The sequence below is a fragment of the Streptomyces spororaveus genome, assembly GCF_016755875.1.
GTDB lineage: Bacteria > Actinomycetota > Actinomycetes > Streptomycetales > Streptomycetaceae > Streptomyces > Streptomyces spororaveus.
Genome location: NZ_BNED01000002.1, coordinates 46,270 through 66,260, shown reverse-complemented (window position 1 = coordinate 66,260; position 19,991 = coordinate 46,270). Strand labels below are relative to the sequence as shown.

General features: G+C 71.5%; 23 protein-coding genes and 1 pseudogene. 20 read left to right on the top strand and 4 right to left on the bottom strand.

Annotated features, from left to right (window positions below; all coding sequences use genetic code 11):
- Positions 1-17 precede the first annotated feature (17 nt).
- Together Sspor_RS00590 and Sspor_RS00585 are read right to left on the bottom strand one after the other, a co-directional pair.
- On the bottom strand, positions 18-1,415 hold the full coding sequence (locus Sspor_RS00590; protein ID WP_202197190.1) for a helix-turn-helix domain-containing protein: 1,398 nt from the start codon (positions 1,413-1,415) through the stop codon (positions 18-20).
- A 155-nt stretch (positions 1,416-1,570) separates the two neighbouring features.
- Positions 1,571-1,903: a GntR family transcriptional regulator gene (locus Sspor_RS00585; protein WP_202197189.1), complete on the bottom strand. Its 333-nt coding sequence runs from the start codon at positions 1,901-1,903 to the stop codon at positions 1,571-1,573.
- Between the two features lie 370 nt (positions 1,904-2,273).
- Between Sspor_RS00585 and Sspor_RS00580 the strand changes: the two genes are divergently transcribed.
- The 13 genes and pseudogenes from Sspor_RS00580 to Sspor_RS00520 all read left to right on the top strand — a co-directional run bounded on the left by Sspor_RS00580 (position 2,274) and on the right by Sspor_RS00520 (position 14,317).
- Positions 2,274-3,134 carry a hypothetical protein gene (locus Sspor_RS00580; protein WP_237403566.1) on the top strand — a complete coding sequence of 287 codons (861 nt, stop codon included), beginning with the start codon at positions 2,274-2,276 and terminating at the stop codon, positions 3,132-3,134.
- A gap of 169 nt (positions 3,135-3,303) precedes the next feature.
- Complete coding sequence (locus Sspor_RS00575) at positions 3,304-3,837, top strand: WhiB family transcriptional regulator (RefSeq protein ID WP_237403565.1); 534 nt, start codon at positions 3,304-3,306, stop codon at positions 3,835-3,837.
- Positions 3,834-4,178, top strand: coding sequence for a hypothetical protein (locus Sspor_RS00570; RefSeq protein WP_202197187.1), 345 nt, complete (start codon positions 3,834-3,836; stop codon positions 4,176-4,178). Before Sspor_RS00575 ends, Sspor_RS00570 begins: the two co-directional genes overlap by 4 nt.
- Positions 4,179-4,312: 134 nt before the next feature.
- Positions 4,313-4,498, top strand: coding sequence for a hypothetical protein (locus tag Sspor_RS00565; RefSeq protein ID WP_202197186.1), 186 nt, complete (start codon positions 4,313-4,315; stop codon positions 4,496-4,498).
- A gap of 210 nt (positions 4,499-4,708) precedes the next feature.
- Positions 4,709-4,903: pseudogene (locus Sspor_RS41250) on the top strand (DUF5999 family protein); the annotation flags it as partial.
- A gap of 243 nt (positions 4,904-5,146) precedes the next feature.
- Positions 5,147-5,518: a hypothetical protein gene (locus Sspor_RS00555; protein ID WP_202197184.1), complete on the top strand. Its 372-nt coding sequence runs from the start codon at positions 5,147-5,149 to the stop codon at positions 5,516-5,518.
- A gap of 130 nt (positions 5,519-5,648) precedes the next feature.
- The gene (locus Sspor_RS00550; RefSeq protein WP_237403564.1) at positions 5,649-8,012 is read left to right on the top strand and encodes a DUF2637 domain-containing protein; all 2,364 of its coding nucleotides are present in this window, start codon (positions 5,649-5,651) and stop codon (positions 8,010-8,012) included.
- Between the two features lie 247 nt (positions 8,013-8,259).
- Positions 8,260-8,736 carry a hypothetical protein gene (locus Sspor_RS00545; RefSeq protein WP_202197183.1) on the top strand — a complete coding sequence of 159 codons (477 nt, stop codon included), beginning with the start codon at positions 8,260-8,262 and terminating at the stop codon, positions 8,734-8,736.
- Positions 8,733-9,041, top strand: coding sequence for a hypothetical protein (locus Sspor_RS00540; RefSeq protein ID WP_202197182.1), 309 nt, complete (start codon positions 8,733-8,735; stop codon positions 9,039-9,041). The genes Sspor_RS00545 and Sspor_RS00540 overlap by 4 nt, the downstream gene beginning before the upstream one ends.
- Positions 9,042-9,594: 553 nt before the next feature.
- A complete protein-coding gene (locus tag Sspor_RS00535; RefSeq protein ID WP_202197181.1) occupies positions 9,595-11,376 on the top strand; it encodes an ATP/GTP-binding protein in 1,782 nt (593 codons plus the stop codon).
- A gap of 22 nt (positions 11,377-11,398) precedes the next feature.
- Positions 11,399-11,818, top strand: coding sequence for a conjugal transfer protein TraB (locus tag Sspor_RS00530; protein ID WP_202197180.1), 420 nt, complete (start codon positions 11,399-11,401; stop codon positions 11,816-11,818).
- An 83-nt stretch (positions 11,819-11,901) separates the two neighbouring features.
- The gene (locus tag Sspor_RS00525) at positions 11,902-14,049 is read left to right on the top strand and encodes a chromosome segregation protein ParM (protein ID WP_202197179.1); all 2,148 of its coding nucleotides are present in this window, start codon (positions 11,902-11,904) and stop codon (positions 14,047-14,049) included.
- 79 nt (positions 14,050-14,128) lie between these two features.
- The gene (locus Sspor_RS00520; RefSeq protein ID WP_202197178.1) at positions 14,129-14,317 is read left to right on the top strand and encodes a hypothetical protein; all 189 of its coding nucleotides are present in this window, start codon (positions 14,129-14,131) and stop codon (positions 14,315-14,317) included.
- Here the strand turns inward: Sspor_RS00520 and Sspor_RS00515 are convergent, their stop codons facing one another.
- Positions 14,318-14,479, bottom strand: coding sequence for a hypothetical protein (locus tag Sspor_RS00515; RefSeq protein ID WP_202197177.1), 162 nt, complete (start codon positions 14,477-14,479; stop codon positions 14,318-14,320). It lies immediately after the preceding gene.
- A gap of 222 nt (positions 14,480-14,701) precedes the next feature.
- On the opposite strand from Sspor_RS00515, the gene Sspor_RS00510 reads away from it, so the two are divergent.
- From Sspor_RS00510 to Sspor_RS00485, 7 genes are all read left to right on the top strand, one after another.
- A complete protein-coding gene (locus Sspor_RS00510; protein WP_202197176.1) occupies positions 14,702-15,193 on the top strand; it encodes a hypothetical protein in 492 nt (163 codons plus the stop codon).
- Between the two features lie 40 nt (positions 15,194-15,233).
- A complete protein-coding gene (locus Sspor_RS40125; RefSeq protein WP_237403563.1) occupies positions 15,234-15,695 on the top strand; it encodes a hypothetical protein in 462 nt (153 codons plus the stop codon).
- Between the two features lie 93 nt (positions 15,696-15,788).
- Positions 15,789-16,025 carry a hypothetical protein gene (locus tag Sspor_RS40120; RefSeq protein WP_237403562.1) on the top strand — a complete coding sequence of 79 codons (237 nt, stop codon included), beginning with the start codon at positions 15,789-15,791 and terminating at the stop codon, positions 16,023-16,025.
- A 51-nt stretch (positions 16,026-16,076) separates the two neighbouring features.
- Complete coding sequence (locus tag Sspor_RS00500; RefSeq protein WP_202197175.1) at positions 16,077-16,337, top strand: hypothetical protein; 261 nt, start codon at positions 16,077-16,079, stop codon at positions 16,335-16,337.
- A 112-nt stretch (positions 16,338-16,449) separates the two neighbouring features.
- Positions 16,450-16,641 carry a hypothetical protein gene (locus tag Sspor_RS00495; protein WP_202197174.1) on the top strand — a complete coding sequence of 64 codons (192 nt, stop codon included), beginning with the start codon at positions 16,450-16,452 and terminating at the stop codon, positions 16,639-16,641.
- A gap of 235 nt (positions 16,642-16,876) precedes the next feature.
- Positions 16,877-17,299, top strand: a complete 423-nt coding sequence (locus Sspor_RS00490) for an RRQRL motif-containing zinc-binding protein (protein ID WP_202197173.1) — start codon at positions 16,877-16,879, stop codon at positions 17,297-17,299.
- 19 nt (positions 17,300-17,318) lie between these two features.
- Positions 17,319-17,567 carry a hypothetical protein gene (locus tag Sspor_RS00485; protein WP_202197172.1) on the top strand — a complete coding sequence of 83 codons (249 nt, stop codon included), beginning with the start codon at positions 17,319-17,321 and terminating at the stop codon, positions 17,565-17,567.
- 960 nt (positions 17,568-18,527) lie between these two features.
- Here the strand turns inward: Sspor_RS00485 and Sspor_RS00480 are convergent.
- Positions 18,528-19,310, bottom strand: coding sequence for a phosphotransferase (locus tag Sspor_RS00480; RefSeq protein ID WP_202197171.1), 783 nt, complete (start codon positions 19,308-19,310; stop codon positions 18,528-18,530).
- Positions 19,311-19,991: the final 681 nt, after the last annotated feature.

The window sequence follows — 19,991 nt, the reverse complement described above, 5'->3', positions numbered from 1 at the left end:
AGTAGGGCCGGGTGGCGTTAGGCAGGGTGCAGGACGATCTGATCGAGCGCGGCGCGGAATTCGGCGATGCCCTCTTTGTCGCCGGCCGCGGCGAGAACTCGGTCGAGTCGATCGAGCTGGCTCACGATGCGCGCCGAGCCGGTCTCAGCCGCGATCCCGACAGCTTGTAGGCCGATCTGAGCAGCGAGGGGGAGGTTGCCGGCACCTGCGTGGGCGCGGGCTGCGCGGGCGAGGTAAACGCCGCGGTCGCGTCGATAGGCGGCCGGCAGTGCAGCGATGGCGGTGTCGAAACCTGCTGCTGCCTGCTCGTACTCGCCGAGTGCGGCCAGGGAACGAGCACGGGCCGTGCTCACGTATGCCTCGTCGAGCCAGGAGCCCCATACCCCGTCGGTGTCCGCGCGCCCGAGGAGAGCAAGGGCAGTGTCATACGAGGTCAGAGCCTCAGTGCCGTCGCCTAGAACGGCGTGTGCGTGTGCTTGGTGCATGACTGCGATGACTTCGAGGCGGCTGCCGGGGCGGGCAGTGCGTCGGGCAGCGGCGGCAAGGCCGAGTGCGTCGGCAGCAAGGCCGGTGTCGACGGCGAGCTGGGCCTTGCGGCCGAGAATGTATGCCGTGAGATCAGTGTCGCCGGTGATGTGGGACGCATCCAGGGCCTTCGCCGTGTGACCGTGGGCGGTTCGCTCGTCCCCAATGTCTTGCGCCAGCCAGCCAGCGAGTTCCTCGTATCGGGTTTCAAGCGCGAGGAGCTCGGCAGCGTCGGCACCACGGGAGGCCCGGCGGCGGCTGGTAAGCCGGGCCAGGTGCTGCTGGAGCGCGGGCAGGACGTGTCGAGGGCCGATCAAGTTATCGGTCTGGATCATCACGCGGCGGAGCTGCGAGAAGTGCTCAATGGGAGAGACCATGTCGGCGGCTGTAGTGGCGGCGGTCGCTGTCGGGGCCGGAATCGCTGTCGCGGCCAGTCCGGCGAAGCCAGACGCGAGGACAACGCGGCGGGGCACGGGCACGAAGAGGATCCTTCCGTGGACGCGGCAGGGGACGACGACCGTGTCCGTGTCGTCATCGTTCGAGCCTGCCTGTCCAGAGGCGGGTAGGGCCAGGTGTGGAGATGATTCGGACACATGGACCCCCGGAACGGACACATCGCATGGTGGGGAAGCGTCCACACCAATACGAGCCCATAACTCCACCAGGAGCCCTTGGCCGACGAGCACCCGGTCGAGCTGCTCAACCTCCGAGCGATGTTTCGGCGCCCGCTGTGCGTTCTCCCATTTCCAGAGCTTGGAGTAGGAGATGAAGGTCGCCTCCGCCAGGCTGCGCAGGGTGTGGTTGCGCCGTTCTCGCAGGTCTCGCATCTGGTAGCCGAAGCGATGCAAGGGCGATGCCTCGGGGGTTAAGACGTTCGGCTTCTGCCCCACACTGAATCCCCTTCATGTCTCCGATTGTTGTGTCCCGTCGGCTGGACACATGTCAGGCCTAGAACGCAATCCACGCTCGGTCCTACAACTTTGGTAGCGACGCAGACAGCGACCAAGGAGCGAAAGACATGCAGCGTGAAAGGTGGGAGTCGGCGTCAGCCATCGCGCCTTCTCTCGAGCTTGTCCAGGCGGGCAGTGAGTTCGGCGACCTGGGACTGAAGCGCCTCGATGGCGAGTGCAGTTGGGTCCTGGGCGGACTTACCAGTTGCGCCGCTGACGAAGGACCCACGTCCCTGATGGGAGTAGATCAGCCCCGCGTTGCGCAGTTCGGTGAGAGCTCGCTGGACGGTGCCTGCCGCGACGCCGTACTCCTCGGAGAGTTCTCGGATGCCGGGCAGCTTCGTGCCGGCAGCGAGTCGTCCCTGGCGGATCTTCTCGCTGTAGTCCTGGGCGATCCGTTGGTACGGCTGCACGGCCTCGTTGTTCATGAGCGACATCGTAAGACGACCCCCTCGACTTAGGCAGCTTCCCTAGCTTCATTAGCGAACTGCTTGACACAACCCCAACCCTATCAGCTAAGTTAGCTATGTCAGCAAAGGGGTCTGCTCGAAGAGTGGTCGCCTCTCCCGCTGAACAGCACGAGCACCACCGCAGTTTCTGCAGCTGGTCTCTTCGGAGGCGGGCAGGTGGTCGGAGGCGGTAGTTACAACCAAACCCCCCGGCCGGCAGGACTGCTTGTACGACCTCAGCGTTGATGCGCTGTCTGTCCGCCGGGATTCGGGCTGTTGGCTCGTGGACCTGGTGGGTGGAGAGAGCATCCGCCCCGGGAACACCCCCTCTTCCTGCCGAGGAGTCGCCATGCCTGAGCTCACCGTGCCCAAGGCCGCTAAGCGCCTGGGCCGCACCCGTACCTCCCGCGTCAGCCCCCTCGACGCGATCGTTCTCTCCACCCTGTCGCCCGGACACATCGACATGCGGACCGTGGAAACCACGCAGACCCGCCGCATCTCGCTGGTGTGCCCGGACTGCGGCACATGGGTAGCCGTGACCCCCCACCGCGGCACCTACCTGCTCAAGCTCGTCCCGCACCACACCGGCAAGGCCGGCGTCGACGCCGCAATCCGCTGCAGCTCCAGCAACCGCCTCGTCGACGTGGACATCACCGACTACGCCTGGCGCCGCCAGTACAGCAACTGGGCGCGCGAGGAGCGGCTCGCCGTCGACGTCACCCGCCACCGCCGCGCCACCGTCCAGACCCTCAAGGTCGCCCGGCCGCAGCAGCGTCCCGCCGACCGGCGAGCCCAGTGGGAGCGTGCCGTGCCCGCCGCCCGCAGGGCCGACGCCGCCCGTACGGTGCCCGCCGACGCGATCCCCACCACTCGCGGTCGGGCTGTCGACGGACCCGCCAGCGCCCCGCTGGCCATGACCCCCCAGAACGCCGGGGACCGCCGCTCCGTCCGCGCCCTGGCCACCGGCACCCTCCGCGCCCTGGCCGACGCCAACCAGGACCGCTCCGCGAGCGACGTCTTCGAGGAGCACCTCACCCGCGTCGCCTACACGCACCTGGCCACGATCTGGTGCCGCCCCCTGACCCCGGCGGACCAACCCGCGCACACCGATCTGGTGGCCGAGGTCAGGGCCGCGCTGCCCGCCCCGGCCCCGGGCGAGACCGCCGCCGCGTACACCGCCCGCTGCCACAGGCGCGCACTCGTGGCCTGACCCGCACATCGCGACGATCGACCACGGCCCCGGCCGCCCAGCACCAAGAGAGGGCGGCCGGGGCCGTGGCTGCTCGTACAGCAGTCAGAACACGACGAACCCCCGGGCTTAGGCCCCCGGGGGTTCGTCTTTGCAGTCCCCCTCCAGAAAGGGAAGACGCATGCACAGGATGACATCCACTCAGGCCCGCCGGATGCGGCGCCCGGTACTCCAGGCCGCGATCGACGTCGGCGCCAAGTGCGTTCAGGCAGACCCCGACCTCTTCTCCCGGGCCGACGGCGAGCCGCCGGCCACCTGGCAGGCGCAGCGCGCCGAGGCGATCGGCTTCTGCCGCGGCTGCCCCGTCCGGGCGGCCTGCGAGGAGCTGGCCCTGCGCGACGGCGACGGCAACCCGCGCATCGACGACCTGGTTCGAGGCGGCCGTTCCGGCTACGAGCTGGTCGCCCTCCGCGAGCTTCAGGCCCAGCGCCTGACCGCCGCGATCACCGCCGACGAGGCCAGCGACCAGGAGTGGAACGAGCTCAGGGACCTCGCCGTGAAGCTGAACCGCGAGGCCCGCAGGATGCCGACCAGGAGCGGCGGCATGCCGCACCAGGCCGCACTCCTGCGGCAGCAGAACGAGCGGATCGCCGAGCTCGCCGCCAAGCTGGCAGTGGTGCGCACCGCCCGTCGCGCCCGTACCGGTTGGGAGGTCGCGGCATGACCGCCACCCTGACCCCGCGCGCCGGGAAGATCGACGACATCCGCCGCGAAGACGATTCCCGCGGCTACGAGCGGGACGAGACCGACTCCCTCCACCAGCTCGGCACCCTGGTGCTCACGATGGCCGAGCGGGACGACGCCCGGATTCCCGAAGGCGGCCGTGCCCGGCGGACCCTCGCGGAGATGGCCCCCGGCTACGTCCGGCCCCCGCTGCTGTCCTTCAACGTGCCGTTCCGCGCGGCGGACGACGCCTGCGTCCTGTGCGGTTGGTGGACCTGCCGCTGCGGCCAGAACGCCGCCGCCCCGGCCCCGCCGCCGAGTACGGCGGGCACGGTCCGGTGAGCGGCTGCGGCCACTCGCCGACCCTGGTCACCGTGAACTCCACCGGCGCGGACGGCAAGCCGTACCAGTCGATCAAGCACGAGCCCTGCACCTGCGGAACGCCGCCGCAGCCGCAGCCCGAACAGGAGTAGGGCTTGCACATACCGGCCGCCCGTACCGCCCAGCACCACGCGGTACGGGCCATCGCCGCGCGCGGCCTGACCCACCCCCTCACCCAGGCGCACCTGGCGGTCGCCGTGCTCACCGCGGCGGCCGCCTGGGACGCCGGTCATCGCGTCACCGACATCCATCCGCCCCTCGCCCGACGCGGCAAGAGCTGAACATCCGGTGTCCCGTCCGGCGGGCTCGGAGGCCAGATTCTCGACCGCAGCCCTGGACCGCCGCGTACCGGCTGCCCCCCGGGACGCCGCCCTTTCATGCCTTCGGTCCGGGAGAGTCTCGGGCCCGTCACTCGCCTGGAGAGCCCCATGCAGCGCAGCACCAAGCTCGACGCCGCGACGACCCCGACCGGCAGCCGGCTGCCGGAGTCCCTGTGTATGCACCGGCCGACGTGCCCGACGGCCGACAGCCCGGACCGCGAGGACGCGCGCGTCGTGGTCGGCCGCCCGGAACAGGGCTGGAGTCTCCTCTGCAACGCCCTGATCGTCTTCGACGACACCGGCGAGCTGCTCCCCGACGGCCGGATCGTTGCCCCGCACCGGCCCACCGGCGCAGTGGATACCGCGCTCCCCCTCCTCGCGGACTCCCACCCGCTCATGGGCGGCACGACGCGCAGCGGGAAGACCAGCGCGGCCGCGTTCTACGCGACGGCGTCTCTGGCCAACACCAGCTCGCGGTCGGCCTGACGGCTGCCTGATCCGCCCGCACCGACCGCCGAACTCCGGCGGTCGGGTCGGGCGGTGACGGGGAGCCGGGCAGTCCGGACCCGCCGGCCTTTCGGGGCCGGTGTACGCGAGTGAGGAGAGCACGTGACCCAGCCCCAGACGCAGGCCGTACGGCCAAAGGTCACCTACATCAAGGGCGACCTGGTCCTGTTCCGCGACGTCGAGCGGTTCTGGCTCGGTCTGCCGGGCCACACGTTCGTCGGCCGGGTGGAACGGTCCTGGACGCACGCCGACACCCGCAAGGTCCTCTACGACCTGGTCGAGCTGAGCGCCAACCGCCACCGCGCCGGGATCGACCCCGACTACATGCGGCTGCTCCCGGCCGCCGACGCGATGCACGACATCGACTCCGCGCCGCTGAGCGAGCCGGACGCCGGGGCGATGACCCCGGCCGCCGTCGCCTGGCTGCGCCAGCACCTTGGGAAGGACAGCAGCGCGCTGCCCGCCCGCCCCTGACCGCCTGCACCGTGCAGACGGCCCTCCGAGCCCCCGGCATTGAAGCTGCCGGGGCCCCGGAGGGCCTGGTCACGACCCTACCGACCGGTGGCCTCTGGCACGAGGCGCCGGAGTAAGAGAGGACACCCCCGTGGCCAACACCACCGCCCGGCGCAGGCGCAAGCCCGCCCCGGCCGCCAAGCCCCGCGGCGCCGGGCGCGCCAAGGCGCCCACCGTCGAGGTTTCGATCGCCGCCCAGGCCGCTGCCGAGAACACCATGCCGCTCGTGTTCGAGGAGGCCGACCCGGTTCTGGCCGACGCCGCCGACCGGGCCGCCGATGTCCGAGACCAGGCCACCGTCGACGCCGCCCGGATCGTCGCCGAGGGCGAGGCACGCGCCGCCGAAGTGCTGGACGGCGCCCGCTCGGAGGCGGCCACCCTCACCGAGGAGGCCGCCGCCGAGCAGTCCCGCCTCCTGGCCGACGCCGCCACGGACACCGAGCCAGCCGTCCTGGAGGTCTTCCCGGAGGCCGATCCGGTCCTGGCCGACGCCGCCGACCGTGCCGCCGACCTCCGAAGCCAGGCCGCTGACGATGTTGCCCGCCTCCTCGCCGAGGGTGAGCTGCGCGCCGCCGAACTCCTGGACGGTGCACATGCCGAGGCAGCGTCGATCAGCGAGGCCGCCGCAGCTGAGCAGTTCCGCCTCTTGTCCGTGGCTGCGTCGGACGCCGACCAGGTTCGCGCGGACGCCACCAGCAGCGCGGCCGTCGACGCGGACCAGATCCGTGCCGAGGCCGAATCGGCGGCGGAGCAGCTGCTTGCCCAGGCGCGCCGCGAGGCCGACGCCGTCACGGCGGCGGCGACCGGCGAGGCCGAGAAGGTCCTCGCAGCTGCCCGCGGCCAGGCGGACGAGGTCACCCGCTCGGCGGCCGCGGCCGCCGAGCGGGTGAAGATCGAGGCTGGGCAGGCCGCCGCGAAGGCTCTCGCCGACGCGGAGACTGCGCGCACTGTGCTGCTCGCCGGTGCGGAGCGCACGGCGGCGCAGATCCGCACTCGCGCCACCACCGACGCCGAGCAGCTTCTGGAGCGTGCGCGGGGTGAGGCCGGGCGGATGCGCGGGAGCGCGGACGATCAGGCCGTGCGGGTGCGGGTCGGGGCCGAGATGGCGGCCGCCGGCCTTCGTGCCGACGCCGAACGAGCCCTGGCCGACGCGCGTATGTGCGCTGAGGAGCTGCGGGTGTCCGTCGACCAGGACGTCGCTCGGCTGCGCGAGCAGGCCGACGCCGATGTGAAGGCAGCCCGGGAGGCAGTGGCCAAGGCCATCGCCGACCAGGCCGCCGCCGGCCAGGCCCGCGCCGAGGCGGACCGGATCCTCGAGGCGGCAACGCAGCGCACCGTGCAGGGGGCGCGGCGCCGGGAGATCCGGACCGAGTCCCGCGCCGTCCGGCGCAAGGCGCGGGCCGACGCCCGGCCTGCCGGCTCGGTGCCGCCGCTGTCGGGGCAGGAGCTGGTCGGCGTGATCGCGATCGTCATCGCGGCCGCGGTCGTCTCCACCCTCGGTCTGCTCTCCTCCTACACAGCGCTGGAGACCAAGGCAGCTGGGTGGGGCTGGTCTTGGCCGTGGCTGCTGCCGGTCGGAATCGACGTCGCGATCCCGAGTTTCACCGGCGCCAACCTGGTGTTGATTCGGATGGGGATGGAGCTGCGCTGGATTCGCTGGGTGCCCCGGGCGCTGACGGCGGTCACTGTGTACCTGAACTGGAACGCTGCGGACTCCGTGTCGGGCCGCCTCGGGCACGCGGCCCTCACCCTGTTGTGGGTCGTGTTCTCGGAGATCGCCTCCCACGTGTACGCGACGCGGATCGGCGCGGTCACCGGCAAGAAGCGGATGGAGGCGGTACGCCGTAGCCGCTGGATCCTCGCCCCGATCCCCACCGCGCGGCTTCGCCGCCGGATGATCCTGTGGGAGATCACCTCCTACGAGGAGGCGCTCACCCGCCTCCAGGAGCAGACGTACCTGCGAGCGCAACTCAAGGAGAAGTACGGCCGGCGGTGGCGGAGCAAGGCCCCGCTGGACATGCGGATGGCGCTCAAGCTCGACACGGCGCCTGCCGCGCTCGCCGACACGCTCACCCTCGAGGACGCCCACACGGTCGAGCGCGTGGACGAAGCCGAGCGCGCTCACCCCCACATGAGCGCGCTCACGCCCGGCGGGGGGAATGGCGAGCGCGAGCGCCCGGCGCTTACCTCAGGCGCTCACGAGGGTGAGCGCGTCACGGCGGACGACGACGCTCACCGAGCGGACGGCTCGCTCACCCGCAGCGCGAGTGAGGCGCTCACCGAGCGCCGCCACGCACGCATCCGTCTCCTCTACACCGAGCTCGGGCGCCGCCCCGAGTGGACCGAGATCCGCGACGCGCTCACCAATGCGGGCCTCTGCGAGACCCCGGTCTCCCGCCCGACCGCCCAGCGGCTGCGCGCTCAGGTCGAAGAGGTCTCACCGGGCGCTCAGTGAGCGCCCGGTGAGCGCCCAGGCGCTCGCCCGTCTGGCAACACTCCTGCCGCTCATGGTCGCCTCCGTTCCGCGCTCGCCCACCGAGTGCGGAACGGGGGCGGCCACGGCCGGCAGGCCGCTCCCCCGCGCCCGCCTCGTGCGGAGCGCGGGCCCGCTCGTACCGAGCGAGCACCACCACCCCGCGCAACAGCCTCGGGGACCCGGACTTCCCCATCCCCAACCCCCGAGACCTGGAGGTCTTTCTCGCATGAACAGCAACGACCCGAACCGCTCCCCTCTGCGCGACGTGGCGCAGAACCCGGAGGCAACCGCCCAGTACCTGGCCGACGTTCAGCGGGTCCTGCTGGACATCGGCAGGAACCTGGAGACCCTCGCGCACGAGACCCGCGTGCACCTGCGCGACACGCACGTGGAGGGCGACCGCTGGTACCACGCCAGGCTGCGCGCGATGCCCGTGGAAAAGGCCCTCGGGAACGTGCTCAAGAACCTGAACAGCCTCACCGACGGCCTGGAGAAGAGCGCCTACAAGCGCCGCGCCCACGACGAGGCCGTTGTCAATACGGTCAAGGGCAGGAGGGAAAAGGAGCTGGAAAAGTGGCGTAAGAAGAACCTGCAACCGCTCCAGGCCGCGCCCAATCCGTCGCAGCAGGATGGGCAGAGCCGGAATTCCGGGTACAGTGGCCCCACGTCGATTTATGACCTGGGTGACAGGGAGTCGGCGTGAACCGCCCCCTCAGCAGCGCCGAACGTTCGGCGCTGCGGCGCCAGAATTGGCTGAAGGAAGAGGCGACGAAAGCCCGCGAATCTCGCGGCGAGGCAGGGCTGATGGAATTCTGGCTCCGCCTGGCACGATCCCGAATTGCCAAGGACGTCAAAGCCGGTCGCGAAGACGTCTACTCCGGATTCGCGTTGCTCTGCCGCCTGTTCATCACGGCGCTGGACCGGCGGGTGGAGGGCGACGGACGGATCTGGAACGACCTGCTGCAGTACGCGGACCAGGTCGTGGCGAAGCACCCCCCGCGTAACTGAACGTCACCAGAGAAGGCCCCGCCGGGCTCCGGCGGGGCCTCGCGCGCGTAAAGCGTGCACACGTGCACGTGCACACGCGTGCACACAAGACCCCACGCTCTGTCAAGTCCCAGGAGGGAGGTGCATCGTGTCCGACGTGGACGACCCGAACGGGATCCTGGTCCGCGGCCCCTGGCGCGATGACTCAACATACGTGCCCCCGCCGATCCCGGATTACGGCGACACCATTCCACCGCCGGAAGACATCCCGGCGGCTCCGCCGGAGTCGCCGGAAGAGACGACGATGGAACTGCCGCCGATTCCCGCCGCCCCCGACACGTCTACGGCGCTGCGCTCCCAAGGAGTAGCGGTGCCGGAAGCCGGAGAAGCCGGCGGCGAATACGGAGTAGGTGAATATATTCAGCTTCGTTCTCTTGCTGACCGTCTCGGTGACTGGTTGGAATTCCGGCTGGAAATGGCGCGGGCCAATCATGAAAGCGAGACGCCATTCCGTGAGGCTGAAATAGCGCGGAAGGCGGCGCTGCTGGAGGGTCGCACCGCGCAGGAAGTCGCGATGATGGAGCAGAACGGAAGGCTCCGCGCCGCGATGGTGAAAGCGAAGGGCGACAAGGCGGCGGCGCGCGGAAAGGCCGATGCCGACCGCGCGAAGGCGTCCGGCTCCGGTATGGGGGCGGACAAGGGCCGCTCGAAGGCCGGCGGCGGTGGCGGGTCCTCGCGCGGCGGTGGCGGCGCGGGGGCGTCCCGCAACAGCTCCGGCGCCGGGCCGAGCCGGTCCGGTTCCTCGCGAGGCTCCAACTCCGGCGGCCTCGGCGGCCGTTCGGGGACCGGATCGACCGGGGGCAGCGGAGGCGGCAAGGGCGGCCCGAAGGGCTCCCAGTCGGGCTCTGGCGGCCGCGCAGCTGGCTCCGGGCGCAACGGGTCGTCCGGTGGGTCGAAAGGCTCTCAGACGGGCTCTGGCAGCTCCGGCCGGGGTGGTGACTCGAAGGGTGAGCGAGGTCCGGCGTCCAGCGTCCGCGCCGAGCGGGCCCGCGGACGCCAGGAGCGCGCCGGCGCCCGGCAGGCCGGGCGGCAGGAGCGGCGCACCGCCGGGCACGCTGCCGGTGTCGCGGACCGGAGCAAGGACCGCGACCAGGCCCGCGCCCAGAAGCAGCAGGCGTGGGAGGACCGCCGGGCCAAGAAGGCGCAGCGGGCCGAGGCACGGAAAGCGAAGCGGGAAGCCGCAGCGGCCGACCCGGGCCGCACCACGCTGGGCCAGGCCCTCGGCGAGGAAGCCCAGCGCCGCTGGGACAAGCGCCGCGCCGCCGCGAAGACCGCCGCGGACGCGAAGGACGCCAAGGCGGCCAGCACCGAGAAGGTGAACCTGACCAAGGACAAGGACGAGGCCAAGGGCACCGACGGCAAGGACGCCTCGGACGGGGCCTCCAGCGCCTCGAAGGACGGCACGGCGGGTGATACGCCGGGCACCGGCTCCGGGGCCGGTGACGGGGCGTCTGACGGTGCGAAGAAGCGGCGTTGGTTCCGGCGCCGGCGCACCGCCGGTACGGGCCGGGCCGGACGGCGCGGACGTACCCGACGCACCGGTCGCACCGGTCGCACCGGCCGGACGGGCCGGACGGGCCGGACGGGCCGGACGGGGCGCGGTCGTACGGGTCGTGGCGGTCGGCGTGGCCGTCCGGCGGACAGTCCGTTCGGTGCGGAGGACTCCACCCCGACGGTGGAGTGGCCCGAGCACGACACCAGCCCACCCAAGCGCCCCGCGAAGAGCGAGGACGACATCGCCGACGCGGACATCGTCCCCGACACCCCCGCGGCCGTCACGACCGGCGTGCGGGGTCTGGCGCCCGCACCGGAGAAGCACACCGCACGACCCGGCACCACCAGGCCGACCAGCACGGAAGGGAGCAGCATGGGCAGCTCGGAAGTCAGCAGGCCGTCCCGTGGGGGTGGCCTCGCCGCTCAGCACCGTACAGACATCACGTTCGACGAGTACCTGGTGGAGATGGCGAACATCGCCATCAAGGCCGCCTCTGACCAGGAGCGTGCCGAGGCCCTGATGGAGGCCCTCGGCAAGGTCGCGGAAGCCCTGCGGGAGATGGCCGGCGACCTGGTCGGCGACCACAACATCGACACGGCCGTGACCGACCTGATCGCGGACCTGGCCGACTCCGCGGCCCGCATGAAGGCACAGGCCGAACGCTGCGCCGAGCAGTGCGGCATCGCCAAGGAGGCCGCCAAGCTCGCGGCCGCGATGGTCGCCCGCGTCTACGGCGAGGACATGGCCGCCAAGGAAGACGCCGGCCTCCAGCACGCCTCGGCCGCTGTCCACCACGACTAGAGATCCCGGAGGAGATCCGCTGATGAGCAGCGACCTCGCACCCCGCAGCAGCGGCGCGGCGCCCGCCGTGGCCGACGGCGACAACCGGTACAAGGCCGTGCAGGCCAAGCTGGACAGGCTCGGCAAGGCCATGGACGACGCCACCCTGGAGCTGGAGGGGCTGCAGCGCAGCATGGAGGCCAACGCCGACCACACCGACGACGTTGCCACCGACATCGAGAACGCCGGCCTGGACCCGAAGTTCGTCGCCCTCACCGCGAACGTGGCCGTCGCCTTGGTCGGCGCGGCCCGGGAGGTCCGCAAGCTGTCGGACACCGCCCAGGAGACCGCCGACCTCACCCACGAGACCCGGCGTACCCATTCCAAGCTCTACGGCGCGCTGGACGACATCCGCTCCAACCGGCGCGAGAAGACGCCCAGGCCCGGGTTCTTCAACCGCTGACTCCCCTCCCCCACTCACCCCCATCACGGGCGGCCCCGCACACCAGCGGGGCCGCCCGTACTCATTCGCCGAAGGAGAAGCCGGTGACCACGCCGCGCAGCGTTGCGCTCGAACGCCTCGCCTACACCCTCGCCGCGCCCGTGCTGGCCGTGGCCCCGAACCTCTACCCCGACAGCCCCGTCAACCAGGTCGTGCAGCTCGCCGGCGCCGCCGGGATTGGCGGCTGGGTGCTCGCTGCGAAGAGCGACGAGCCCGGGGCCGGACGCAAGATCCTGCGCTGGTCCCCGCTCGTGCTGGCCGCCGCCATCGACATTGCGGCCAAGACCACCACTGGCTGGGGCCCGTACGGGATGGACGGGCTGCTTGCCGCCGGATGGGCGGCGGCGGGCTACCTGGTGATGCCGTTCTCCCGGCACACCCGCCGCCGTCACCGCCCCGCCCTCGCCGCCCCTGCCCCGCAGCCGGCCCCCGCCGAAGTCATCGAGGAGCCGGTGGCGGTGCCGGACGACGGAGCCGACCTGCTCACCCGCGAGGTGCGGATGATGTGGGAGAACGCCGGAATGCCCGGCCGCACGCACGTCGTCAAGGCCACCCGGCACCCCGGGCAGCGGCACGACATGACGATCCTGCTGCGCGCCTCGGAGACCGGACGGCCGATCACCGGCCTGTCGGAGGCTGCGGTCGCCGCGCCGTTCGGTGTGCCGTCCAGCGACGTTGTCCTGGCGGAAGTAGCCGTCCAGCCCGGCCGCCAGGGCGGCCCCGGCTGGCTGGAGGCCCGCATCACCCCCGACGCCAACCAGCGCCGCCGCACCAAGCCGACCGACGCCGAGCGTTGGACGGACCGGGTCGCAGGACCCAAGGGCGGCGCCCCCGGCTCGGAGCTGGTCCACAAGACCCGCGACGACGAACGCGGGGTGACCTTCTACCGGGCGAAGATGGCGGACTCCACCGAGACGCCGCGCATCGACCTGGCCAAGGTCTGCCGCGGCCTGGGCATGCCCGAGGATGACTCCTGCGTGTTCGTCCTCATTGACGGTAACGAGTTCCTGATCAGCGCGTTCGACGAACCGCCGCTGTCGCAGATCTTCCCCGCGACCCGCGAGCTGCTCACCCCGGACGCCAAGGGCATGTACGTGTGCGGGTACACCATCACCGGGCAGCCGGTGAAGAACATGGTCTTCCAGCACGACAAGAACGCCGCCCGGCACGGCCTGATCCTGGGCGTGTCCCGGTCCGGGAAGACGCAGTTTTTCGCCATCGACATGGCCGCCATGTCGCTGGCCGGTCAGGTGGTGTGGCTGTCCACGGTCCGCAAGGACGAGAAGACGACTGTGCTCGGGAGGTACATCGACCGGCAGGGCTCGAACGCGCTGTGGATGGCCCGCTCGCTGCGTGCGGCGCAGGCGCTGTGCGAGATCAGGGCGGAGATGCCCTGGCCGCACGACGGGCAGCCGCACGACTACAAGCCGGGCGACCCGCGCTGCCCCTACCGGCAGCTGAACGTGTTCGCGGACGAGTTCATGACCGCGGGCCAGGACGCGGAGTTCGGTGAGTTCATCCAGACCGACGGCGACGACCTCACCGTCACCGGGCTGAAGTACGGCATCGGCTTCAACCCGGCGGGACAGAGCCCGTTCGCGCACAACGGGTTCTCCACCGAGATGAAGGACAACCTGCGGCAGAACTCCAGGCCCACGATCTTCAACATGGGCTCGCCCGGCGCCACCCGCAAGGCAGCGGAGGGCACCATGGAGAACCCGTACGACGTTCCGACCATCCCCGCCCGCTACTCCCGCACCGAGGGCTCCGCGATCGAGCGGGCCATGCGCGGCGAGGCCGACCCGGAGAACGGCGTCTCCACCGGCGGCGTCGCGGTCATCGTCCTGGACAACGGCCGCGCCGTCCTCATGCGCAGCCTCTTCGCGGACTTCGACACAGACCTGTCCGAGCTGTTCCCCGACGAGGTCAACCGGCTCACCGACCACGAGATCAGTGAGCTGACCAAGCGCGGCCTGTGGTTCGACTGGAACGAGCCCGTACGTCCCGGCGAGTTCTGGCCCGAGCCCAAGAGCGACGAGGACGAGGACGGCGACGGCAAGCCCCGTCGGCGCGGCGGCGGAGACGGCGGTAAGGGAGGCAGCCGCGGCTCCAAGGGTGACAGCAGCCGCTCCGAGAAGGTCGACTCTCCCCGCCAGGCGCTGGAGGCCATCAAGAGCCTCACCGACGCCTGAACCACCCACCCATCCCCGGGGCCGGACCGCCCGAGCGCGGCCGGCACCACCTGCCCCTCGTAAAGGAGCACCACCTGCCGTGGCTCTCTCCGTCTCCGCCACCGTGCTGCTGGCCATCATCGTCGTCGTCCTGGTCAAGGGCGGCTACGTCCGCGTCGGCTCCGCGCTGGTCTGCACGCTGTTCGGTTTCACCCTCGCTGCGACCGGCCTGGCCCCGGCCATCAACACCGGCCTCGCCGCGCTCGCCGGACTGGTCTCCAGCCTCTGACTACGCCTCGGTCCACGGCGGGTCGGGCGTGTAGTTGAGGCCCTCGCAGAAACGGCAGTCCCACTCCGACGGGATCTCCCACTTGTCGACCCACCAGCCGACCTGCCTCCCGACGAAGTAGTTGTCACCCCCGCACCACCCGCACTCGAAGACGAACTCCACCTCACACCCCTCCCCCCGCGCCTGATGATCCGAGGATGCCCGGGGCGCGTAGGCGGTGCCTACCCACCCGCCAGCCCCCACTCCCCCGCTACACCACGCCGAAGGGCGCCGCCGGACACGCACCCCGGCGGCGCCCTCCGACGTCGCGCACCCCTCCCCCACGTGCTCCCGGCCCGCCACGGCCAGGAGGGCGCCCCCTTCCCGCGTGATCGGAGAACCCGAATGGACCCCCTGCACACCCAGCACGGCATGCCCGAGTCCGAGGCCGCGGCCGAAGCCCGCCGCCTGATCGACGACTGGGCGGCCAAGCCCGTACACCACCACCCCACCTCGTTCCGCGACGACACCGCGCCGCCGGCCTTCGGTACCACCCCGCCCGTGCAGCAGCCCGACCACCGGATCGTCCCGGCCTGGGCGGCCGGGATCGCGGTGGCGAGCATCGGCGTCGGCGCCGGGGTCACCGGCATCGGCTGCGGTGCCTGGCTCGTGCTCCAGGGCCTGTCCTCCGTCACGCTCACCGGCGTCCTGATGGCGACCCTGCCCTTTGCGGCCGTCGCGATGGTCGCCACCGCCATCGGCGGCGCGATCAGCAAGGCCCGCGCGGTCGTGACCAAGAACGTGTTCGAGGGTCCGGTCACCCACCACACCGAGATCCACAACAACAGCACCACGCGCGGGGCGTTCTTCGCCCGCACCCGCAACGAGATCCGCTGACCCGCCACCACCGCCCTCCGGCAGAAGGAGCAGCCACGCCATGACCCACAGCGACAACCCGGTCAACGGCCAGGACAACTCGTCCTTCCTCGACCTGCTCAACCGGTTGCCGCCCGTGCCGCCGGCCCCCGAACTGGACGCCAAGCCCGGCACCGGGCGGCTCGCGTGGCTGCGCGCCGCGTGGAAGGAGTCGTGGGAGGAGGGCGGCTTCCTCTACCAGCGGTGGGAGGAGGTCTTCCAGGCACGGCACTCCAGCTGGCACGAGGTCGCCAGCTGGATCAAGGCGGTGGCGCTGTTCGGCGGGCTCAGCCTCATCGTGCTGATGCTGGACACCGCCGGCGACGTCGTCTCTGCCGCGCTCAAGGGCCTGTCCGCCGTCCCAGCCACCAGCGGCGGCGACGGTGGCGGTCTGTGGGGCACGGTCGACCACCCCGTCCGGGTCTTCCTCGCCGACCAGGCCGCGCACCTGTCCGTGGCCCCGGCCGCCCTGTTCGCGTTCTAGCAGCTGACCGGGCTGCTCGGCCTGGTCGGCGGATTCCTCGGCAACGCCGGAGCCCGCATCGCCTGGCTGCTGTTCGGGATCGGCAGCCTCGCCATGATCTGGTCCGCTGCCCCGGCCGGGGGCCGCGCCGCCGCCACCGGGCTCGCCGCCCTCATGTGGGCGCTCGCCAGCATTTTCGCCCTGCGCGGCCTGACCCTGCGGCCCATCGTCCACAACCACCCGCCGCAGTACCAGTTCAACCCCGCGCTCCACCTGCACGCCCCCCTCCCCGCCCCCACCCCGGCCGGCGACGACCTCGGGCCCGACAAGATCCACCCGCTCCAGCGCTGACCCGCACCCCACCCCGTCCAGCACCACCACCGCGCACCGAAAGGGAATCCGATGAAGCCGCAGACGCCGAAGACCGAGTTCTGGACCGGCATCCTCCACGGAAGCCACAACAGCCTCCCCGCCAAGATCACCGCCACCCGCGACGACACCCGCCCCGAGCCGTACGCCTGGAGGTGCACCTGCGGCGAGTCCCGCTCCTTCCCGACCAACGACGACGTGTTCGACACCGCCTGGCAGCACACCCACCCCAGGCCACTCGACGGGCTGCGGCAGCGGGCCGCCCGCCAACGGCGTACCCGTCACACCCGCTGACCCGACGCCCTGCCTGGTCCTCGCCCGCCCCGCACCCCGGGGCCGCCGAGGGCCGGACAGGCCGCCTGGCCGCACGCACCACCCCGTCCGCGAACGAGAAGGAGACCCTGCCTTGGCGAAAGCCCCGACCGTCATAGGCGTGCTCACCGAGCCCCCCGCCCCGACCTGGTGGAAGGTCAACCGCCACAAGGTCTTCGGCATCGGCGGGCTGCTGATCGGCTCCCACCTGGCAGGCGCCCCCGAGCAGCAGCCGGGCACACCCCGGCCGGCCCACACCGCGCCCGCCCCGGCCACCTCCGGCTGAGCACCCCGCCCACACGGCCCACGGCATCGCCGCACAACCCAGCCGCACTACCCGCTGCGCCCCGCCGACAACAACACGACGCCAGCGGGGCGCAGCGCTGTCCACCCGACGACTGGAGGAGACCGCTCGTGCTCGTTCCCCGCCCGCGCCGCCGGATCGGCCGGCCCCGCCCGCAGCGCCCCGGCCCCCGCTACCCGCAGCGCCCCGACCGGCTGCCCGGCGCCTGGAACAGGTGATGGCCGACCAGGACCTGGTCGACGTCGACCCGTACGACCCCGGCGACGGCTCCTTACCGGTCTTCCGGTGGAAGCAGGCCGGCCGCGTGAACCTCGCGACCCGCCGCCAACTGCGGGAGATGGGACTGCGCCCCGGCGGCCAGGAACCCGTCGCCCGGATCGAATGCCGCGACGGGAAGCGCTTCGCGTGGCTGTACCGGGTCGACCTGGCGAAGCCGAAGTTCGCGATGACGCTCGCGAAGGAAGCCGCGCTCGACAAGGCGATGGCCGCACGCCAGACATGCTCCGGCTCCTGCGCCCGGCGCTACTTCCACTGCCTCCCCTTGAAGCCCTTGGGCACCTGCCTGGAGTGCTTCGACGGCACGCCCGCCGACCCCGCCTCCTACATCGCTCCCCCAGCCAAGCACCTGCTTGCGGCCTGAACCGAGAGGACCACCACCCATGAACACCGCCGTCCGCGCCTCCGCCTTCACCGAGCCCGTCCGCCCCAAGGGCCTGCTGATCCGGTTCGTCACCACCGGCGGCAGCTACGTCGACGTCACCGGCCACGGCGAGCACGCCGAGAACAACCGCTGGAACTGCCTCGGCTGCGGTGACTCCTCCGCCCGCCCGGAACAGGGCTACCTGTTCCGCATCCGGCCGGACGCCAACAACCACGCCACCGCCTGCCGCGCCATCCCGCTGACGTGACCACCCGCCGCCTGCGCGCCACCCTGCTGCTCGCCGCCGCCGTCCCGCTCGCCGCGGCGGCGGCCGCCGCCGTACTCAAGGCCAGCCACCTCGCGCTGCACGCCGACCAGCACCGCGTCGAGATCACCGCCCGCCCCCGGCCTAACTGCCCACGCTGCCACGGCGAGGGCGGCTGGTGGGTCGGCGGTGCCTTCCCGAGATGGAGGCGTGCGGCTGCTGGGCCCACCGCCGCGAGCTGCGCCTGCGGCTCTGGCCCGTCCCGGACCGGGACGAGCCGCCCTTCTGAACCGCCGCCCCGGCCGGGGCGAGGCACCACAGGCCGTCCGCAGCATCGGCAAGAGGCCGGCCGCCCTGTACACCGCCCGAACACCGAGATGAGGAGCACACGCAGCATGACCGATCGCGTCCGCGCCATCGAGGGCCTGGCCCTGGTCGCCGCTCTCACCGCCGTCTTCGACTCCGTCCATCCCCTCGGGGACCAGTTCGTTCATGCGGCGACGGCCGTGTCCACCTTCCTCGGTGTCTCGCTTCTGCGGGGAAGTCGACGGGTGATGCCCGTTCGGCGATCCGCTCGTGTGTCTCGGTTGGTGAGCGTCGCTATTGCGCCTCGGAGTGCACTCCTGGGGGTGACGGCGTGATGCCGGCAGCCGTGTTCGCCACGGTGTTCGCTTTCCATGTCTGGGCGGATCCTTGCTGGCAGACGGACAGATGGGCAGCGGTGAAGGGGCGTCCCGAGCGCGATGCCGATGGGCCGACATCTGCCGAGTCGTGGCGTGCTCGCTCACGTCGCCGTCTATCACCTGGTCATGCTCTTGATGCTCACGGTGATGCGGGTCCTGCTCGACCTCGCCATCGGTTGGACCGGGGCCGCGGCGGGGATCGCATTCTCGGCCGTCACCCACGGTTTCTCGGACCGCCGATGGCCGGTCAAGGCAAGGTGCCGCGTACGGCCAGGTCGCGTCAGGCGTGGCCGAGGAGTTCCTCGCGACGGGCCAGCGCCCACGCGCGCTCCTCCTCGATGTCCGGGATGAAGTTCTGCCGGAGGAATGCCGCCCAGGGGTCCGCGCCGAGCGGGCCCAGGCGCGCTATCCGCTCGGTCTCGGCGCGCTGCAACCCCGCCAGCGCGTCCAGCACGTCGGCCGGGTCCGCACCATAGGCGTCGCAGAGCAGCCGCAGCCGTCGCGCCAACGGCGCGCCAGCTGCGCCGTAGCCGACCCTGCGCTGACGGTCGGGAAGCCGCAAAGGCACGCTGTACCAGGCAAGTTGTGCGAGGTCGTCCAACGCCTCGCCGGGGATGGCCAGGTCCCAGTCAATGACGCCCACCAGGCGGTCGTCCGCCCAGACCGAGTTCCAGCTCGTGAGGTCGCCGTGGCGCATGATCAGCCCGGGACGCCAGCGGGCGTCTGGGTCGCACCAGACGGCCTGCGCTGAGGGCCGGAAGTCGCGTACGGCCTCGTGGTAATCGCGCAGCCATCGCCCAAGCGCGGTGACGCCCTCGTCCGCGAGAAGCGCCCGTGGCCACGGGGACAGCCCGACTTCGCCGCGCAGCAGCGACACCACCTCGTGGCCGTCCACGGGACCGTCACCCAGGGCGCGCGGCACGCCAGCGAATCCCACCTGCTCCAGGTGGCGCAGTAGTTCCCGCACTGCGGGGGTCCACACGCGCCAGGGCCTGAGAATAGTCTCGCCGTCACGGCGCACCGTCGACAGGCCGCCGCGCATCAATTCACCGTCCTGGATCATGCTGGAATCCTAGTGAGCGGCGGAATTCTGGGCCCGGGCGCGGTACCTCTTCCGGCAGGCTCCCGGCGCGGGAACCGGGCCGGGTCACGGCTCCGGCCCGCGTGTCTCGGTGATCTGCTTTCTGTTCGCTGACTGGCGGTCCTCACACGCCCGAAGGCCCGGCCTCCTGCGCGATGGGGCAGGGGGCCGGGCCCGTTTTGTGTACTGCAGGCCATCATCGGGCCTGCTGCTCGGCCTTCCTCGATTAACCGGGTTAATCGAGGAAGGCCGATGTGGACTGTCCCGTCGCAAATGATCTGGACCCGGGGCTCAGCCGTGACCAGCGGCGTCCGGACCACCTGAGATGTTCGGCTGCCGGGATCTCAGGTGGTCTGGACCCGGAGAGGTAGATCGCGACCGTTGTCCCAGCTGATCTGGTCTCAGGAGCAGCGAACCCAGGCCGTCACCGGCTCGCCGAGTCGAAGGGCTCGTCGTGCCAGCGCCAGCCAACGCTGTCGTCGTCGTGGATGTGCAGAATGAACGCGGCGACCGGGCCGCCGCCGGGGAACGTCAGGGTGAGCGCACTGGCGATCCGGGTGTAGCAGGCATGGGCCTGCTCCAGGGGCTGAGTACGGTCTTCAACATTCCGATCTACGCGTCGATCTCTGGTGCCGGCAGCTGCTCGGTGACCAGGTCCAGGTA